This window comes from Actinoplanes utahensis, assembly GCF_016862455.1.
Lineage (GTDB): Bacteria > Actinomycetota > Actinomycetes > Mycobacteriales > Micromonosporaceae > Actinoplanes > Actinoplanes utahensis.
In genome coordinates this window covers 129,109-144,127 of the sequence record NZ_BOMZ01000044.1, presented here as the reverse complement: position 1 = coordinate 144,127, position 15,019 = coordinate 129,109, and the positions used below count along the sequence as shown (strand labels likewise).

Sequence of the window (15,019 nt, the reverse complement as noted above, 5' to 3'; positions counted from 1 at the left end):
TCTCAGCGGGGGTCGGGGGGCAGGGTTCCGCTGCCGCGGTCCAGGTACCAGCGGGCGGTCCGCAGCACCCCGTACGCGCGCAGCCGCCGGGTCGAGTTCTCCACCACCATCGACCGGCTGCCGACGATCGATGAGGTGGTCCGGCGTACCCGATTGAGAAACAGCCGATCGGTCGGTGACGGCCGCCGGGGCATCCCGCCGCTGGCCTCGTACAACGCGGCGGTGATCGCCATGTTGTTGCCCGCGTGCATCCGGTAGGGCGCCAGGTTCCCGCTCCCGCGGTGCGCCGGCCGCAGCCGCCCGAACACCGCCGCCAAGCCCACCAGCACCGCGAACACCGCCCGTCCCACCGGACCGTGCTCGTCACGCCGGGCGGTGATCCGCCCGCACACCATGCCCGCGCCGTCACCGAGGGCGGCCCGGGCCGCCGCCACCCAGCCGGGCCGGGGGATGCAGTCCGCGTCGGTACGGGCGATTATCGTCGCCCCCGCCGCGATGGCGTGCCGGAACCCGGTGTCGACCGCGCAGCCCACCCCCTTCTCCGGCTCGACGATCACGTGCACCGGGAACGGCGCGCAGCCCGCGAACGCCTGGACCGCCTCGACCGTGGTGTCGGTCGAGCCGTTGTCGACCACGAGCAGGGTGAGATCGGTGTCGGTCTGGTCGCCGAGCGCGTAGAGGGTGGCACTGATCCGGGCCGCCTCGTTGTAGGCCGGCACGACGACCCACAGGGCCGTCACGAGCGCTCCCACACCATCGTCATGATGCTGACCCCACCGCCGAGTCCCAGGAAGAGCACCCGATCCCCAACCGACAAATCCGGAAATATCCCGTCAAGTTGGACGCCGAGCGTGGCGCTCGCCATGTTCCCCAGGGACGTCACGGTGATCTCCAGCCGGTCCCGCGGGACGCCGGTGACCTCGATGAACCGCTCCAGGTACGGCATCGTCACCTGGTGGACCAGGATCCGGTCGTAGGAGTCGACGGACAGTCCGGTCCGCGCCTCCACCCGGTCCAGGATGCTCGCCCCGATCTTCTCGAAGACCCCGCGCAGCCGATGACCGTCCCCGGTGAAATAGGTGTGCTCGTCCCCGCGCGGGTGCCGCGACCCGCCGCCCGGGATCCCGCCGACCTCCCAGTGCGACGAGTGCGTCTCGGTGTCGACGTCCAGGATGCCGCCCCGCGTCACCGGCTCGACCACCACGGCCGCCCCCGCGTCACCGAACGTGTACCCCGCGAACGCCCGCCGGGCCTCCGCCATGTCGGCGACCCGCGGCCGCATCACCCGGCTCGGCGTCTCCCCGGTGACCACCAGGGCCCGCCGCGCGCGGCCGGCCAGGATCATCGACCGAGCCAGGTCGATGCCGTTGACGAAGCTGTTGCAGGCGTTCGTGACGTCGAGCGCGTGCGCCCGGCTGCCCAGGGCGGCCTGGAGGATGTGCGCGGTCGCCGGTTCCACCATGTCCCGGCTGGCCGAGGCGAACAGCAGCAGGTCGATGTCGAGCGGGTCGAGGCCGGCCGAGGTGAGGGCGGCGCGGGCGGCGTGCAGGCCGAGCGTCGAGGCGTACTCGTGGTCGGCGGCGATGCGCCGCCGCTCGATGCCGGTCAGCCGGGCCAGCAGCCCGCGCGGCAGACGGCCGATGCCGTTCTGCAGCTCGGCCGTGGTGACCTCACGGTCCGGCAGATAGGAGCCCACCCCGGTGATTCCGGCCCGCACATTCCCCCCAATGACGCATCCGGGTTCCTCAGCCTGACGGTCCAGTGTCCGATAGGACGACCGTGCCGGAACAGCTCTTCCTGCTGGGGAACCTGGGCACCATGATCACTTATGCGGCGATCACGGTGGCCATCGCGGTGCCGGTCGCCCGCGCGGGCCAGCTGCGCAGCAACCGGCTGGCGGTCGCCACCGCCCTGATCTTCCTGACCTCGGCGGTCGGGCACGGCCTGCACGCCTGGCTCGCGTTCGCCAACCTGGACCGGGCCGAACACTCCGTCACCCTGGTCTGGGTATGGGTGCTGGCCTGGTGGAACGTGGTCACCGGAGCGGCCGGCCTGTACTACTGGATCAGCCGGCGGCGGGCGCTCGTCGAGACCGGCGCCATCTACTCCGACCCGGGCCGGCAGAAGCTGCTCGACGAGGCCGACGTGCACCGGGCCACCCTGGAGGCGGTGGTCGAGCACACCGACGACGCGATCGTCGGGATCACCCTGGACGGCACGATCACCGCCTGGAACGGCGGCGCCGAACGGCTCTTCGGGTACACCGCCGCGGAGATCATCGGATCGTCGGCGTCGGTGCTGGCCGACGACCCGGGAGCCGCCGAGCAGCAGGAGGTGATCCGGCGGATCCGGGCGGGAGAGCGCGGGGTCTCGTACGAGACGAGGCGTTTCTGCAAGGACGGCCGCCCGGTCGAGACGTCGCTCAGCGTCGCGGCGATCCGGGACCGGTCCGGGCGGCCCACCGGGGTCTCCGTGGTGGCCCGGGACATCACCGCGATCAAGGAGGCGGCCGCACGGCAGCGGGCCGTCGAGGAACGCACCCATCAGGCGCAGCGGATGGAGAGTCTGGGCAAACTGGCCGGTGGGGTGGCGCACGACTTCAACAACATCCTGGCGATCATCGCGAACTACACCGACTTCGCCCTGGAGGAGGCGGCCGGCAACGAATCCCTGACCGGCGACCTCACCCACGTGCGCACCGCCGCCGACCGGGCGGTCCACCTGACCCGGCAGTTGCTGACGTTCACCCGCGGCGACACCATCCAGCCGCAGGACGTCGACCTGAACGCGAGCCTCGCCGAGGTCGGCGGCATGCTCGGCCGCACCATCGGCGAGCACATCACCCTGATCACGGTCCCGTCCGCCGAACCCGTCGTGGTGCACGCCGACCCCGGCCAGATCCAGCAGGTGCTGCTCAACCTGGCGATCAACGCGCGGGACGCGATGCCGGACGGCGGCACCCTCGTCCTCGAGACCGACGTGGCCGGTCTGGACGGCGGCGAGATCGACATGCAACCGCCGCTGCCCGCCGGAACCTATGCCCGCCTGCTGGTCAGCGACACCGGCGAGGGCATGAGCGCCGAGGTGGCCGCGCACATCTTCGAGCCGTTCTACACCACGAAACCGCGCGGCAAGGGCACCGGCCTGGGACTGTCCACCGTGTACGGCATCGTCGCCGAGGCCGGCGGCAGCCTCAACGTCTACTCCGAACCGGGCGTCGGCACCACGTTCCGCGTCTACCTGCCGCTGGTCACCGCACCCGGCGCGGCGACGGTCCCCGGCCCGCGCTCCGCGGCGCCACCGGCCGGCGGCGGCCGTACCGTCCTGGTCGTCGAGGACGAGCCCGCCCTCGCCCGTGTCGTCACCCGCATCCTGGCCGGCGCCGGTTACACCGTGCTCACCGCCACCGGCGGCCCGCAGGCACTCACCCTCTTCCAGCAGCACGGCTGCGACGCCCTGCTGACCGACGTGATCATGCCGGAGATGTCCGGCCGCCGCCTCGCCGACCTGATCCACGAGACCGTCCCCACGCTGCCGGTCCTCTACATGTCCGGTTACAGCAACGGCCTGCTCGGCACCACCCACGTCCTGGACGGCGACATCGCCCTGATCGAGAAACCCTTCACCGCCCACGACCTGCTCCACCGCCTCGCCGAGATCATCAAACCCGTCATCGGTACGGGCCACCCCGCCCCCGCCGAACCCGAACCCGTCCCGTGACTCCCTCAGCGACGCGGGCGATACACCGGACCGCAACGCCCCGCACGGGTGTGGCCGTTGGTCCCGGTCAACCCCGGCTGGTTCTGACGGTTGTCTCTGCGACGCAGAGACAACCGTCAGAACCAGCCCGAGGTCGACCTGCCGTGGCGGAGACGTCGTGCGTTCGGGATCGAACCGGCGTCCCTCTCCGTGCGTTCGTCACGTCTTCGCGCATTCGTCGCCTTGCCGCCATTCGTCGCCTTGCCGCCATTCGTCGCCTTGCCGCCATTCGTCGCCTTGCCGCCATTCGTCGCCTTGCCGCCATTTGCCGCCTCGCCGCTATCTGCGGCCTCCCCGCTATCTGCGGGCTCTTCGCGCATTCGTCGCCCTGCCGCCTTGCCGTCTTGCCGCCTCTCCGCTGTTCGTCGCCTCGTCGCGCCTTCCCCGCCTCTGCGCATTCGTCGGCTCCTCGCGCGTTCGCGGGGAACGGGCGAACCGTCAGGCGCGGGGACCGAAGGAGGCGAGGACGACGGTGAATCGGGACAGTTCGGACGTCCAGGCCGCGCGGGTGGCGCGCCACTCCAGGACATAGGCGCGCCCGCCCGCCCGGGTCACTCGTTGCAGGGCGTGCATGGCGGTGCCGTCGGTGTCGGAGAACGTGTACTCCCAGACGGCGGACGAGGGCTCCGGCAGGATCTGGATGCGGACCCGCTTGTAGGAGTCCAGGTCGGCGGCCTCCTCGGCGGCGGTCAGGGTGGCGAACAAGTCGGACGGCGGCTCGGCGAGCGGGGTGATCCCGAGCGCCGCCCGGCCCCGCTTGCCGGTGAAGGTGAGCCCGCCGGCGGCCGGTTCGCCGCGCCGCCAGCCGGACGGGACCGCGACCCGGTAACCGCCCGGATCAGACCACCAGGTGTAACCGTCGGGTGGCGAGGCGGTGGACGGCCGGGAGCCGGGTGCGGCCGCCGGGGCGGTGGGCGGCCGGGAGGTGGGTGTGCCGGCCGGGGCGGTGGGCGGCCGGGAAGTGGGTGTGCCGGCCGGGGCGGTGGGCGGCCGCGAGGCGGGTGTGGCCGCCGGGGCGGAGACGGCGGGGGCGGCGCCCGAACCGGAACGGGTCCGGCCCTCGGCCGTGGCCGCGACCGCCGTGAGGGTGGCGGCGACCGCGATCGCCGCGGCGATCACCGGGATGCGACGGCGCCGCGCCGTCCGGGGTCTGCGCCGCCCGGCGTCGACGATGCCGCGCAGCAGCCGCTCCACCTCGGCGGCGGTGAGCCGGTCGGCCGGGTCGCGGCGCAACAGCCCGGTCAGCACCGGGGTGAGCGGGCCGGCCCGGCGCGGTGGCGCCGGATGCGGGTCGGCGAGCGCGCTGAGCAGCTCGGTGGTGCTGGCGCGCTGGAACGGCGGGTGGCCCTCGACCGCGTGGTAGAGCGTGGCACCGAGCGACCACAGATCGGAGCGCCGGTCGGAGGCCCGGTCGTGGATCCGCTCGGGGGCGATGTATTTCGGCGAGCCGAGGACGATCCCACTGTCGGCGAGCGCTTTCACGCCGGCCGGGGTGACGACGGGACCGAAGTCGGTGAGCACGGCCCGGCCGTCGGCGGCGATCAGCACGTTGCCGGGTTTCACGTCGAGGTGCAGCACGCCCATGTCGGCGGCGGCGTCCAGACCGGACAGCACGGCCAGGCCGATCGCGGCGGCGCGGGCCGGGGTGAGCGGGCCGGACTCGCTGATCACCTGGTGCAGGGTGCGGGACGGCAGGTACTCCATGACGAGCCAGGGGCCGTCCCAGGAGGGCATCACGTCCAAGGTGTGGATCACGTGCGGGTGGCGGACCGCGGCGGCGGCCCGCGCCTCCGGCAGCGCCCACCGGCGGATCGCCTGGTGCTGGTCGGGTGGCAGGCCGCGGGGGACGGCGCAGTGTTTGAGGACGACCAGGTGTGGGCGGGCCTCGCGGGGGCCGGGGCCACCGGGACCATACGTCGTGCCGGCCCGGCTCACCGTCTCGTCGGCAGCGAGCCAGATCCGGCTCATGCTGCCGGAGGCGAGCGGGCGGACCAGACGGTATCGCCCGGCGACGACCTCTCCCACCGCTGCCATGCCGTCACCTCTGGTTCAAAGGTTGTTTACGCAGGCCAGATGCACAATCGACGGTACCCGGGCAGGGCCACTCGATGACCTGTGACGTGACTCTCGGGAGTCGTCTGATTATCCACTGTGACCAGTGCGTACGCTGTCGGGCAGTTGCCACGCCGCGGGCCCGGACGCCGTTTGCGCGCATCCCGGAGGATGGGGCGAAGCGGGCGATCGCCATCAATCGAATGCGACGGTCGATGTCCGCGGTGTCCCGCATGCCCGTCCCGGGCGGGCGCTCGGCGATCCGCGACGTCGATCGCGAGGGCGGCACGGGCGCGCCGGTCAGCAGCCTCGGGTGGTGTCGTCCAGGACGGTGAAGAGACGGGCGGCGACGGTGGTGATCGCGGTGCGGACGGCGGTGGGCGGGTCGCCCCGGGTGACGCGGTGACGGATCTCGGTGTGCAGGGCCCGGTCGGCGGCGGTGAGCAGTGCCGCGGTCAGCCGGGCGGTGGTGGGATCGAACGACTCCGCGAGGGCCGCGGCCAGCGCGGTCTCGGTCATCTCGTGCAGCAGGCGGGTGCGGGCCTGCAGGGCGGGGCTGCCGTCGATCAGGCGCCAGAAACGAACGGCGTCCGGGGTCAGGCCGAGGGTGGGATCGTCGCGGTCGAGACGGTCGAGGAAGGCGCGGTGTGCGGCGGCGGCCGGTGACTCGCCAGGGCGCCGGTCGCGGACGGCGTGACTCAGGCGCTGGACCACCTCGTCCTGGCGATCGAAGAGCAGGTCCTCCTTGGTGGGGAAGTAGTTGAACGCCGTGTTCACCGACACGTGGGCGGCGCGGGCCACCTCGGCGACCGTGACGCGGTCGAAGCCCTTCTCCAGGAACAGGCGCAGTGCGGCGTCGGCGATGGCGGCGCGTGTCGCCTGCTTCTTCTCGTCGCGAAGACCCACGACGGAATACTAGCGTGACATCAAACTTGGTGTGACACCAAAATTATGGGTACGGTCGGGGCATGCCTCTCACCTTCGGTGTCTACGCGGGTGGCCTCGCCGCCACCGCGGACGGCGACGTCACCCCCGGTCCCGCTGAGGATCCCCGGCGCATCACCGCCGCCCTCGACGAACTGCACGGCACGCTGCCGTTCCTGGTCCGCGGCTATCTGCACTACAGCGACGCGGCGCCCGGCACGCCGCAGGCGCCACCCGAGCCCTGGCGATACGCGACCGGCGCCCGCCGCCTCGACCTGGTCCTCTGCTTCCGGGAGCCGGGGGAGGACCTGACCGGCTGGCTCGGCTTCATCCGCCGGCAGATCCGGGAGCACGGGGACCGTCTCGCCACGATCCAGATCACCGAGGAACCGGAGAACGCGGGTCCCGGCGGCGACGGGGAGTTCCCGGCGGTGCGGCGGGCCCTGATCGAGGGCGTGCACGCGGCGAAGCACGAGCTGGCCCGCCTCGGCTTGGACAGCCTCGTCGGCTGCAACTCCACCCTGCGGTTCGATCCGGAGCAGGCGCACTGGAGCAGCCTGAAGGAGATCGGTGACGTCGTCGACTACGCGGGGGTGGACTTCTTCCCGGACGTCTTCGCGCCGATTCCGGCCCGGAAGCTCGGGGAGACGACCGCCGGGGTGCTGCGGTTGTTCCGGGAGGGCAGCATGGCCGCGGCCGGCATCCCGCCGACGGTGCCGATGCACGTCACCGAGCACGGCTGGCCGACCGGTCCGGGCAGGCCGCTCTCGCGGCAGGCCGAGGTCCTGGAAACCGTGGTGCGGACCGTGGCCGCCTGTGCCGCCGAACTGAACATCGGCGTCTACCAGCATTTCGCGCTGCGCGACGCGGACAGCGCCGTGGACGACGCGATGTTCCGGTTCGGGCTGATGACCTCGGACTACCGGCCCAAACCGGCGTTCGGCGTCTACCGGGACCTGGTCCGCGAGTTCGGGGCCGCTTGCTGACGTATTGGATCATGCGGGGGTGCGGAAGCTGATCCTGCCCGTCGTGGTCAACCTGGTGCTGGGGGTTCCGGCGATCGTGCCGCTCTTCCTGCTCTGGTACGGGTGGGCGAGCTGGTCGCCCACGGAGTTCTGGCAGGGGCTGATGGAGCCGTCGGTGAACGAGGAGCCGCTCGGCTGGGCGATGATCGCCGGGCCGTTCGTCTTCGGGTTCGGCGGGATCTGGCTGTTCGTCAACTGGTTCGTCCGGAGCCGCCGGACGATGGTGCCGCGGCTGCGGTACTGGAGTGTCTGTGTGGCGGCCACGCTGGTCCCGTGCCTCTCGCTGGGGTCGTGGGACGCCTTGCACTGAGGCGTCCCACGATCCCGCCGATCACAGCGGCACGAGCGTCCACTGGAGATTGCCGGCGGTGTCGCTCCAGGTACGGGCGCCGCCGGTGGGAACCGTGGCGGGGTCCGGGCCGAACCGGCCGATGCGGACGGCGTCGGCGGCGCCGCGGGCGGACAGCAGTAGATATCGGACACCGTTACCGGTGGGGTCGGCGAGGGCGGCGGGGAAGTCCCGGTCCGGGGTGATGACGAACTGCTTCGGACGGTCGCTGGCCAGGACGATGCGGAACGCGTAGGCGGCGTCGGTCAGCACGGCGCCCTCGGGGAGATTCAGGGCGTCCAGGTCGGCGGCCACCTGACGGTTGACCCGGGTGAGATCGCGGGTACGGGCCGCGCCGTCCGCGGTGAGCCATTCCGACTCCTCGCGGGCCAGATCCGGCCGGTTCAGTGTGATCAGGGTGGAGGGAATGGCCACCAGGGTGAGGGCGAGTGCGGCGACGGCCGTTCCGGTGCGCGCCGCGGCGGCGACCGGTGGACGGACCGCGGTGATCACATGGCCGGCCAGCAGGACGGTCAGCGGGATGACCGTGATGTGGAAGCGGAGCCAGCCGAACGAGGTGCCGGACAGGAACGCCAGCACGTCGAACGCCAGCACCGACCCGAGCACCGTGACCGCCGCCAGCACCCGCGGATCCCGGCGGTGCCAGGCCAGGACCAGGGCGGCGGCGAGCAGCACGGCGAACATCGGGGACAGTCCGAGCATCTGCTGGAGCCCGTACCCGGCGCGGGTGGCCAGGTCGTCGCCGGTCACCAAGGAGATGTCGCCGGCGTTGGCGGACACCTGGGCCGCGTTGCCGTACCGGGAGGAGAACGTGGCGAACCACTGGCCGACGATCAGCTTGCCGGCCAGCGCCCACAGCGCCACGGCGAGCACGCCGGGCAGGGCGGTGATCACGGCGTCCACGCGGGCCAGGGCGAGTCTGCGGGACCGTGGTCCGGGCGTACGCCGAAAGGTCGTCAGGAAGACGAGAACCGGCACCGCGGCGACCGGCGCGAGCGCCTCATATCTCGCGCCGTAGGCGAGGCCGACCGCGAGCCCGGCCGGGACCAGTGTCTCGGCGCGTCCCTCGCTGATCCAGATCAGCAGTGACCGCACCGCCAGCATCAGGCAGAGCAGGAAGCAGGCCTCGCTCATGCCGTTGCCGGAGTAGACGACGATCATCGGGTGCAGCGCGAACGCCCCGGTCAGCACGAGCCGGGCGGTCCGCGGCACCTCGATGCGCCGCAGCACGTCGTGCAGCACCGCGACGGTCGCCGTCATCAGTGCCGCCGACATCAGCACCACCAGCAGGCCCTGCTGGGTGAGCGCCGGGACGATTCCGCGCAGCGGCAGGAACGGCAGCAGGATCAGCGACGGCAGCGGGTTCCAGACGAAGCCGATCGCGGCGAGGTGCGGATCCCGGCTGAAGAGCGTGTAGTACGCGTTGGCGGCGCGGCTCATCGAGTCGCCCGGCACCAGACCGCTGTGCCAGAACCAGAGGGCCGTGCCCAGATAGACGACCGCATAGGCGATCCACTGCTTCTCGACTGCCGCGGTGGTACGGGCGCGCACGTCAACCGACATCAGCGGCCTCCTTCGACGACGGCGACGAAGGCGGGAGGTGCAGCCCGTGTGTCGTCTTCTCCCAGTAGGACGGGTTGAAGATCAGCTGCCAGGCGGCCTTGGCGCCGGCGAGGCTCATCATCGCCCAGTACCCGGGGGACAGCAGGGCCGTGCCGAGCAGGTCGGGCCGGTCCATGGTGCGGGCCGACAGCACGTTCAGATAGATCACCGTGGCGTTGCCGAAGACCAGGCAGATGACGCCCAGGTAGTAGAAGGGCGGCACGAAGATCTCCTCCATGATCGGTGGCCGGTCCAGGAACCAGAGGATCGTGGTCGCCCACAGGACGGCGTTGAGCAGCGCCGCGAGCGGGGTGCCGCCGACGAACAGGTTGAGGCAGAGGATGCCGCGCCAGCCGAGTTGCCGGATCGTGGCCCGGGGCGAGCGCAGGTGCACCAGCCAGGTCATCAGGTAGCCCTTGTACCAGCGGCTGCGCTGCTTGATCCAGTTGATGAAGTCGGAGTTCGCCTCCTCCAGGGTGACCGACTGCAACACGCCGACGCGGTGCCCGGACCGGGCCAGCCGGATGCCGAGGTCGGCGTCCTCGGTCACGTTGTACGGATCCCATGCCCCGAGTTCGCGCAGCTCCCGGGCCCGGAAATGGTTGCTGGTGCCGCCGAGCGGAATCGGCATCCGCAGCGCGACCAGCCCGGGCAGCAGCGACCGGAACCAGGTGGCGTACTCCAGCGCGAACCACTTGGTGATCCGGTTCTGGTCGACGTTGAAGTAGCCGAGTTCGGCTTGCAGGCACACGTACGACGCCCCGAGCCGGCGGAGCGCCACCACGGCCCGGCGCAGTTGCAGCGGGTCCGGCACGTCCTCGGCGTCGTAGATCGTCACGAACTCGCCGGTGGCCTGTTCGAGGCCGACGTTGCAGGCTTTCGGCTTGGTCTTCGGCTGCGACTCGGGCACCACCAGGATCCGCACGTGCGGTTCGCTCGCGACCGCGGACGCCGCCTCGATCGTCTCCCGGTCGTCCTCCTCCAGCAGCAGGAACACCTCGAGTCTGTCCTTCGGGTAGTCGAGGGCGCCGAGGTGCGACATCAGAAGACCGATCACACCCGGTTCGCGGTACGCCGGAACCAGCACCGTGTACACCGGCAGGTCCGCATCGGGAACCGCACGGGCGTCGGCGTCACTCACCTTGATCAGATGCTCGCCGCGGGCGCCGGCCCAGACGAGCAGCACCCGGAACACGATCGCGGCGCCGTAGGCCACGGTCACGATCGCGACGACCGTCTGCAGGACGGTCATCGGCCGCAGGATCGCCCCGATCCCGATCAGGACCAGCGCGACCATCAGGCCGGTCCGCTGCGCCCGGGACAGCACGGTACGGGCGGAGAACCGGTTCACCGGACGCTCCCAGCAGCGAGCCACTCGACCTGCGGCAGCGTCTGGAGACCGAACACGATCGCCAGCGCCACCAGGGCGACCAGGGCGAACCGGCCGCGCGGCAGATGCGGGCGGACCGGCCCGGCCGGTTCCGGCGCGGGCGACCAGCGGGCCACGAACAGCACCACGACCAGGGCGAGCAGCAGGTCCATGAAGACCGGCAGCCGGGCGACCTGGAACGCCTCCGGGCCGAGGAGCCGGCCGGCCAGCAGCACCAGCAGCACCGCGCCGACGGTCACCGCGGCGAGCGTCACCGCGGCGACGGCCGTCCGGGCGAGCGCCCGCATCGTCGGCCCGAAGAGCACGAGCGCGCTGATCGCCAGGCACGCGACGCCACCGGCCAGCGCCGGGCCCGGCAGTTGGTGCGCGGGCAGCAGCAGGTCGGCGCCGTGATGGGCGGTGACCAGGCCGGCGTCGGCGCTGCGCGGACCGGCGGGGCGGCCCAGCAGCGTCACCGCCGTGCGCAGCCCGTCGTCGACCACGTTCCGGACCGCCGGGGTGATGCCGGCGACCGTCATCAGGGGCAGCAGCAGCGCCCACCGCAGCCGGGCCACCGTCCGGGTGCCGGCCAGCAGGATCGCCGCCCCGGCCAGGAAGGCGAGCGCGGCCGGAACCAGCCAGGCCGGGTCCGGCATGAGCAGCAGCAGGGTGCCGGCGGCGGTCAGGAAACCGGCGGCGAGCAGCCCGTCCACCTGCCGGTCGTGCACGTCCGGGTCGGTGCGGGCGGGCCGGATCCGGCCCGCGACGAGGGCCGCGGCAGCCGCGACCGGGATCAGCAGCGGCACCGCGGGACCCCGGTCCCACAGGCCGTTCCAGCCGGCCGCGACCACCGCGGGGAAGGCCAGCGCCGTGAGCAGCGCGGCCAGCGCCAGCCGGGTCCGCACCGCCCGGCGGATCGTGCCGAACGTGCCGCTCGCCGGGGTCCCGTAGACCCACCGGCTGGTCACCGCGTAGCGCACCGCGAACACCACGACGATGGTCGGCACGTTCGCGGTCAGGTAGTGCATGCCGCCGATCTGGACCAGCCCGTACAGCAGACCCAGATGTACCGGGGTGAGGCTGTTGTTGAGCAGCAGGAACCGGCCGAACCGGCGGCTGCGGGCGTGTTCGCCGGGCGGCATCACCAGGTTGTCGATGACGGCGAAGTTCCACACGATCGCGACTTGGACGGCCAGGAACGCGGCCGGCAGGTACGGCAGCCCGGCGACCTCGCCGAGCGCCCACAGCGCGGCCGAGTTCACCGCGGTGCCGGCCGCCCCGGCCAGGGCGAAACCGGCGATCCGGCCCGGCGGCGTCGCGGGATGCCGGGTGGCGGCCAGTCGCAGCAGCGTGAGATGGCGCAGATAGCGCACACCCTCACGCAACGATGCCTTGCTCTCCCCGGCCTGCCGCGGCTGGAAGGTGTACGGGACCTCGGTGACCCGGGACAGGCGGCCGCGTACCACCACCTCCAGCAGGATCTTGTAGCCGTTCGGGCGCAGCGCGGTGGTGTCGAGCGCGTCCCGGCGTACCGCGAAGAATCCGCTCATCGGATCGGTCACCGACCGTAGGCGGACCGGAAAGAAGATCCGGGCGAGCGTGCCGGAGGCGCGTGAGACGACCCGGCGGAAGACGCCGCTCAGCCCGGTCGCCCGCCCCCGGGTGCGGTAGCGGCTGGCCACCACCGCGTCGGCCCGGTCGACCTGCCCGGCGGCGAGCAGTTCGGGCACGGTCGCCGGTGGATGCTGCAGGTCGCCGTCCATCACCACGACCCACGGCGCCCGCGCCGTCGCCAGGCCGGCGGTCACCGCGCCGCCGAGGCCGCCGGTCCGTTCACCCCGGGCCCGATGCAGCAGGCGTACGCCGTCCGGGTCCTGCTCGGACATCGCGGTGATCGTCCGCGGGGTGTGGTCGTCGCTGTCGTCGACGAAGACGATCTCGCTGGGGGTGCCGCCGAGCACGTCGCGTAACTGCTCGACCAGGGGCCGTACGTTGTCCGCCTCGTTGCGGGTCGGCACCACCACACTGACCGCGGGCGGCGCTTTCAGCCGGGCTGGGGCTACGTCCACCATGACCGGGACTCCCTCTCGGTTGTGAACCTCGCGACTGCTCCACCGCCGGCCTGGCAGTACTCGACGACGACGGTGTGTTCCCCCGCGGCGACCTCGATGTCGGCGGTGAACGTGGTGGGGCCGTGGTCGGACCGGCCGTCGGCGACCGGGACGCCGCCGAGCAGGGCGGATCCCCGGTGCGCGGTGGCGCTGGAGATCGGGTGGGCCGCTGACACCGGGGTGGCCGGGGAGATCGTCACCAGCATCGCGGCGATGATCGCGGCCAGGAGCGCTCTCACAGACGTGAATCTATGGGGCGATCATTGCGGCGCCGGGGCCTGAGCCTCAAACCGCAGTGACGCTTGTGATTCCGTTTCGTTTCCGGGTCCGGCAAAAAGAAATGGATCACCGGCAATCCCGGTGATCCATTTCTGAATGGTCAGCGAATCGGCAGGTCCAGGTAGGATCCGCCGCCGATGGTGATGGATTCGCCGGATCTGTTCTCGTCGTAGTAGAGCGGGTCCACGGTGTCCACCACCAGCGTCAGCGAGTGCCCGGCCGGCAGGTCGTAGGCGGTCGCCGGCAGCCTCAGGTCGACGGTGCGGGCGCCGGGGGAGCCGTGGAGCCGGGACGCCGGGGCGTGCGTGATCAGTTTGGCGTTGCCGATCGCGTCGAGGTCGTAGAGGTACGCGACCACGGTGCCGGTGGCGGCGGTGCCGGAGAGCTCCAGGTGCAGTTTCGGCACACCGCGGCGCTGCGCCGACGAGGGCCGGCCGGCCGCCCAGACGCCGGCGGCTTCAGGTAGACGTCCAGTCGACCACCCGGGACAGGTCCGCCATGTCCTTCGGCCCGGCCGTGTCGATCTCGCCGCCGGACAGCCACCAGCCGCGCGGCGTGTACGAGACGACGACGTACCCGCGCCCGGCCAGGGTCTTCGCCTGGGCCAGGTACTCCAGGTCGTTGAGTCCCCAGCTGGACGGCAGGATCACGGCCGGGTGCCGGCCGTTCGCCGCCGGGGCGATCACGTTGGCCTTGAGGACGACGCCGTTGTCGCCGGTGATGTCGACGGCCCTGAACCCGGTGGTGGCGGGCGCGGCCTGGGTCGGTGACGTGGTCGTGAGGGTGGTCGCCACCAGGGCGAAGGCGGCGAACAGGCTGAGCAGACGGCGAAACGCCATCAACACTCCTCGATGGACGCGGGCGAGCGTGGCGGCAGCGTAGGAATCGGTTCCGAGAATTTGAAGATGGTGACATTCTCGTTACCAGCGAGTAACGTGACTCGTCGGTAGCAAGGGGGGATGCAGTGCTCTACGGAACCCCGACAGCGCGTCGCCGAGATGCCCAGCGCAACCGTGCGGCCATCCTCGAGGCCGCCGGCGAGGTCCTCTCCGAGGACGAGCAGGTCGCCCTGATGCCGGAGATCGCCCGCCGCGCCGGCGTCGGTCAGGCCACTCTCTACCGGCACTTCCCGGACCGGCAGGCTCTCACCACCGCCGTGCTCGGCTACCAGCTGGAGCTCCTGGAGGCCCGGGTGGCGGCCCACTCCGGGCACCCGGGCGGGTTCCGGGCCCTGCTGCGCGAGGTGCTGCACTCCCAGATCGAGCTGCGCGGGCTGGTCAAGCTGGTCAGGCGCTTCGACCTCGGCCTCCAGGAGCGGTACCGCCGGCGGGTGATCGCCGCCTTCGCCGCGCCGTTGCGGCACGCCAAGGAGCACGGGCACGTCCGCGCCGACCTGGTCCCGGAGGATCTGTCCCTGCTGTTCACGATGGTCCAGAGCGTCGCCGAGGCCACCGACGACGTGCGCGCCGCCCGGGCCGCCGCCGACCGCTCGGTCGCCCTGGTGCTGGACGGCGTGTTCCTCCCCGAGTGAGGTCGCGGACTCAAGTCC

At 71.9% G+C, this 15,019-nt stretch carries 15 protein-coding genes; 4 read left to right on the top strand and 11 right to left on the bottom strand.

Annotated elements, in window-relative coordinates:
• Positions 1-2: 2 nt before the first annotated feature.
• Complete coding sequence (locus tag Aut01nite_RS16880; protein WP_201775410.1) at positions 3-740, bottom strand: glycosyltransferase family 2 protein; 738 nt, start codon at positions 738-740, stop codon at positions 3-5.
• On the bottom strand, positions 737-1,717 hold the full coding sequence (locus Aut01nite_RS16875; RefSeq protein WP_043521643.1) for a 3-oxoacyl-ACP synthase III family protein: 981 nt from the start codon (positions 1,715-1,717) through the stop codon (positions 737-739). The genes Aut01nite_RS16880 and Aut01nite_RS16875 overlap by 4 nt, the downstream gene beginning before the upstream one ends.
• Positions 1,718-1,761: 44 nt before the next feature.
• Between Aut01nite_RS16875 and Aut01nite_RS16870 the strand changes: the two genes are divergently transcribed.
• Complete coding sequence (locus Aut01nite_RS16870) at positions 1,762-3,720, top strand: PAS domain S-box protein (protein WP_236642467.1); 1,959 nt, start codon at positions 1,762-1,764, stop codon at positions 3,718-3,720.
• A gap of 116 nt (positions 3,721-3,836) precedes the next feature.
• On the opposite strand, the gene Aut01nite_RS16865 is transcribed toward Aut01nite_RS16870, so the two are convergent.
• The 3 genes from Aut01nite_RS16865 to Aut01nite_RS16855 all read right to left on the bottom strand — a co-directional run bounded on the left by Aut01nite_RS16865 (position 3,837) and on the right by Aut01nite_RS16855 (position 6,717).
• Complete coding sequence (locus Aut01nite_RS16865; protein WP_204037562.1) at positions 3,837-4,079, bottom strand: hypothetical protein; 243 nt, start codon at positions 4,077-4,079, stop codon at positions 3,837-3,839.
• 118 nt (positions 4,080-4,197) lie between these two features.
• Positions 4,198-5,793, bottom strand: a complete 1,596-nt coding sequence (locus tag Aut01nite_RS16860; RefSeq protein WP_043521647.1) for a serine/threonine-protein kinase — start codon at positions 5,791-5,793, stop codon at positions 4,198-4,200.
• A 318-nt stretch (positions 5,794-6,111) separates the two neighbouring features.
• Entirely contained in the window at positions 6,112-6,717 is a 606-nt protein-coding gene (locus tag Aut01nite_RS16855) for a TetR family transcriptional regulator (RefSeq protein WP_043521648.1), read from the bottom strand.
• Between the two features lie 62 nt (positions 6,718-6,779).
• Between Aut01nite_RS16855 and Aut01nite_RS16850 the strand changes: the two genes are divergently transcribed.
• Complete coding sequence (locus tag Aut01nite_RS16850; protein WP_043521649.1) at positions 6,780-7,721, top strand: hypothetical protein; 942 nt, start codon at positions 6,780-6,782, stop codon at positions 7,719-7,721.
• Positions 7,722-7,740: 19 nt separating this feature from the next.
• Positions 7,741-8,070 (top strand): hypothetical protein, encoded by a 330-nt coding sequence (locus Aut01nite_RS16845; RefSeq protein ID WP_052163078.1) that lies wholly within the window; start codon positions 7,741-7,743, stop codon positions 8,068-8,070.
• A 21-nt stretch (positions 8,071-8,091) separates the two neighbouring features.
• Here Aut01nite_RS16845 and Aut01nite_RS16840 read toward each other — a convergent pair whose 3' ends face one another.
• From Aut01nite_RS16840 to Aut01nite_RS43525, 6 genes are all read right to left on the bottom strand, one after another.
• A complete protein-coding gene (locus Aut01nite_RS16840; RefSeq protein WP_152628442.1) occupies positions 8,092-9,672 on the bottom strand; it encodes a glycosyltransferase family protein in 1,581 nt (526 codons plus the stop codon).
• Positions 9,662-11,062, bottom strand: a complete 1,401-nt coding sequence (locus tag Aut01nite_RS16835; protein ID WP_201775411.1) for a glycosyltransferase — start codon at positions 11,060-11,062, stop codon at positions 9,662-9,664. The genes Aut01nite_RS16840 and Aut01nite_RS16835 overlap by 11 nt, the downstream gene beginning before the upstream one ends.
• Positions 11,059-13,152 (bottom strand): glycosyltransferase family 2 protein, encoded by a 2,094-nt coding sequence (locus Aut01nite_RS16830; RefSeq protein ID WP_083998431.1) that lies wholly within the window; start codon positions 13,150-13,152, stop codon positions 11,059-11,061. Before Aut01nite_RS16830 ends, Aut01nite_RS16835 begins: the two co-directional genes overlap by 4 nt.
• Complete coding sequence (locus Aut01nite_RS16825) at positions 13,140-13,430, bottom strand: hypothetical protein (RefSeq protein WP_043521652.1); 291 nt, start codon at positions 13,428-13,430, stop codon at positions 13,140-13,142. The genes Aut01nite_RS16830 and Aut01nite_RS16825 overlap by 13 nt, the downstream gene beginning before the upstream one ends.
• 140 nt (positions 13,431-13,570) lie before the next feature.
• The gene (locus tag Aut01nite_RS43530) at positions 13,571-13,876 is read right to left on the bottom strand and encodes a CocE/NonD family hydrolase C-terminal non-catalytic domain-containing protein (RefSeq protein WP_043521654.1); all 306 of its coding nucleotides are present in this window, start codon (positions 13,874-13,876) and stop codon (positions 13,571-13,573) included.
• 52 nt (positions 13,877-13,928) lie between these two features.
• Positions 13,929-14,309: a CocE/NonD family hydrolase gene (locus Aut01nite_RS43525; protein WP_043521655.1), complete on the bottom strand. Its 381-nt coding sequence runs from the start codon at positions 14,307-14,309 to the stop codon at positions 13,929-13,931.
• Between the two features lie 125 nt (positions 14,310-14,434).
• Between Aut01nite_RS43525 and Aut01nite_RS16815 the strand changes: the two genes are divergently transcribed.
• On the top strand, positions 14,435-15,001 hold the full coding sequence (locus tag Aut01nite_RS16815) for a TetR/AcrR family transcriptional regulator (RefSeq protein ID WP_043521656.1): 567 nt from the start codon (positions 14,435-14,437) through the stop codon (positions 14,999-15,001).
• The last annotated feature ends 18 nt before the right edge of the window (positions 15,002-15,019 follow it).

Coding starts and splice junctions, on each gene's coding strand:
- Aut01nite_RS16865 (WP_204037562.1), bottom strand. CDS start 4,079: ATGCGCGAAGAGCCCGCAGATAGCGGGGAGGCCGCAGATAGCGGCGAG.
- Aut01nite_RS16860 (WP_043521647.1), bottom strand. CDS start 5,793: ATGGCAGCGGTGGGAGAGGTCGTCGCCGGGCGATACCGTCTGGTCCGC.
- Aut01nite_RS16850 (WP_043521649.1), top strand. CDS start 6,780: ATGCCTCTCACCTTCGGTGTCTACGCGGGTGGCCTCGCCGCCACCGCG.
- Aut01nite_RS16840 (WP_152628442.1), bottom strand. CDS start 9,672: ATGTCGGTTGACGTGCGCGCCCGTACCACCGCGGCAGTCGAGAAGCAG.
- Aut01nite_RS16830 (WP_083998431.1), bottom strand. CDS start 13,152: ATGGTGGACGTAGCCCCAGCCCGGCTGAAAGCGCCGCCCGCGGTCAGT.
- Aut01nite_RS43525 (WP_043521655.1), bottom strand. CDS start 14,309: ATGGCGTTTCGCCGTCTGCTCAGCCTGTTCGCCGCCTTCGCCCTGGTG.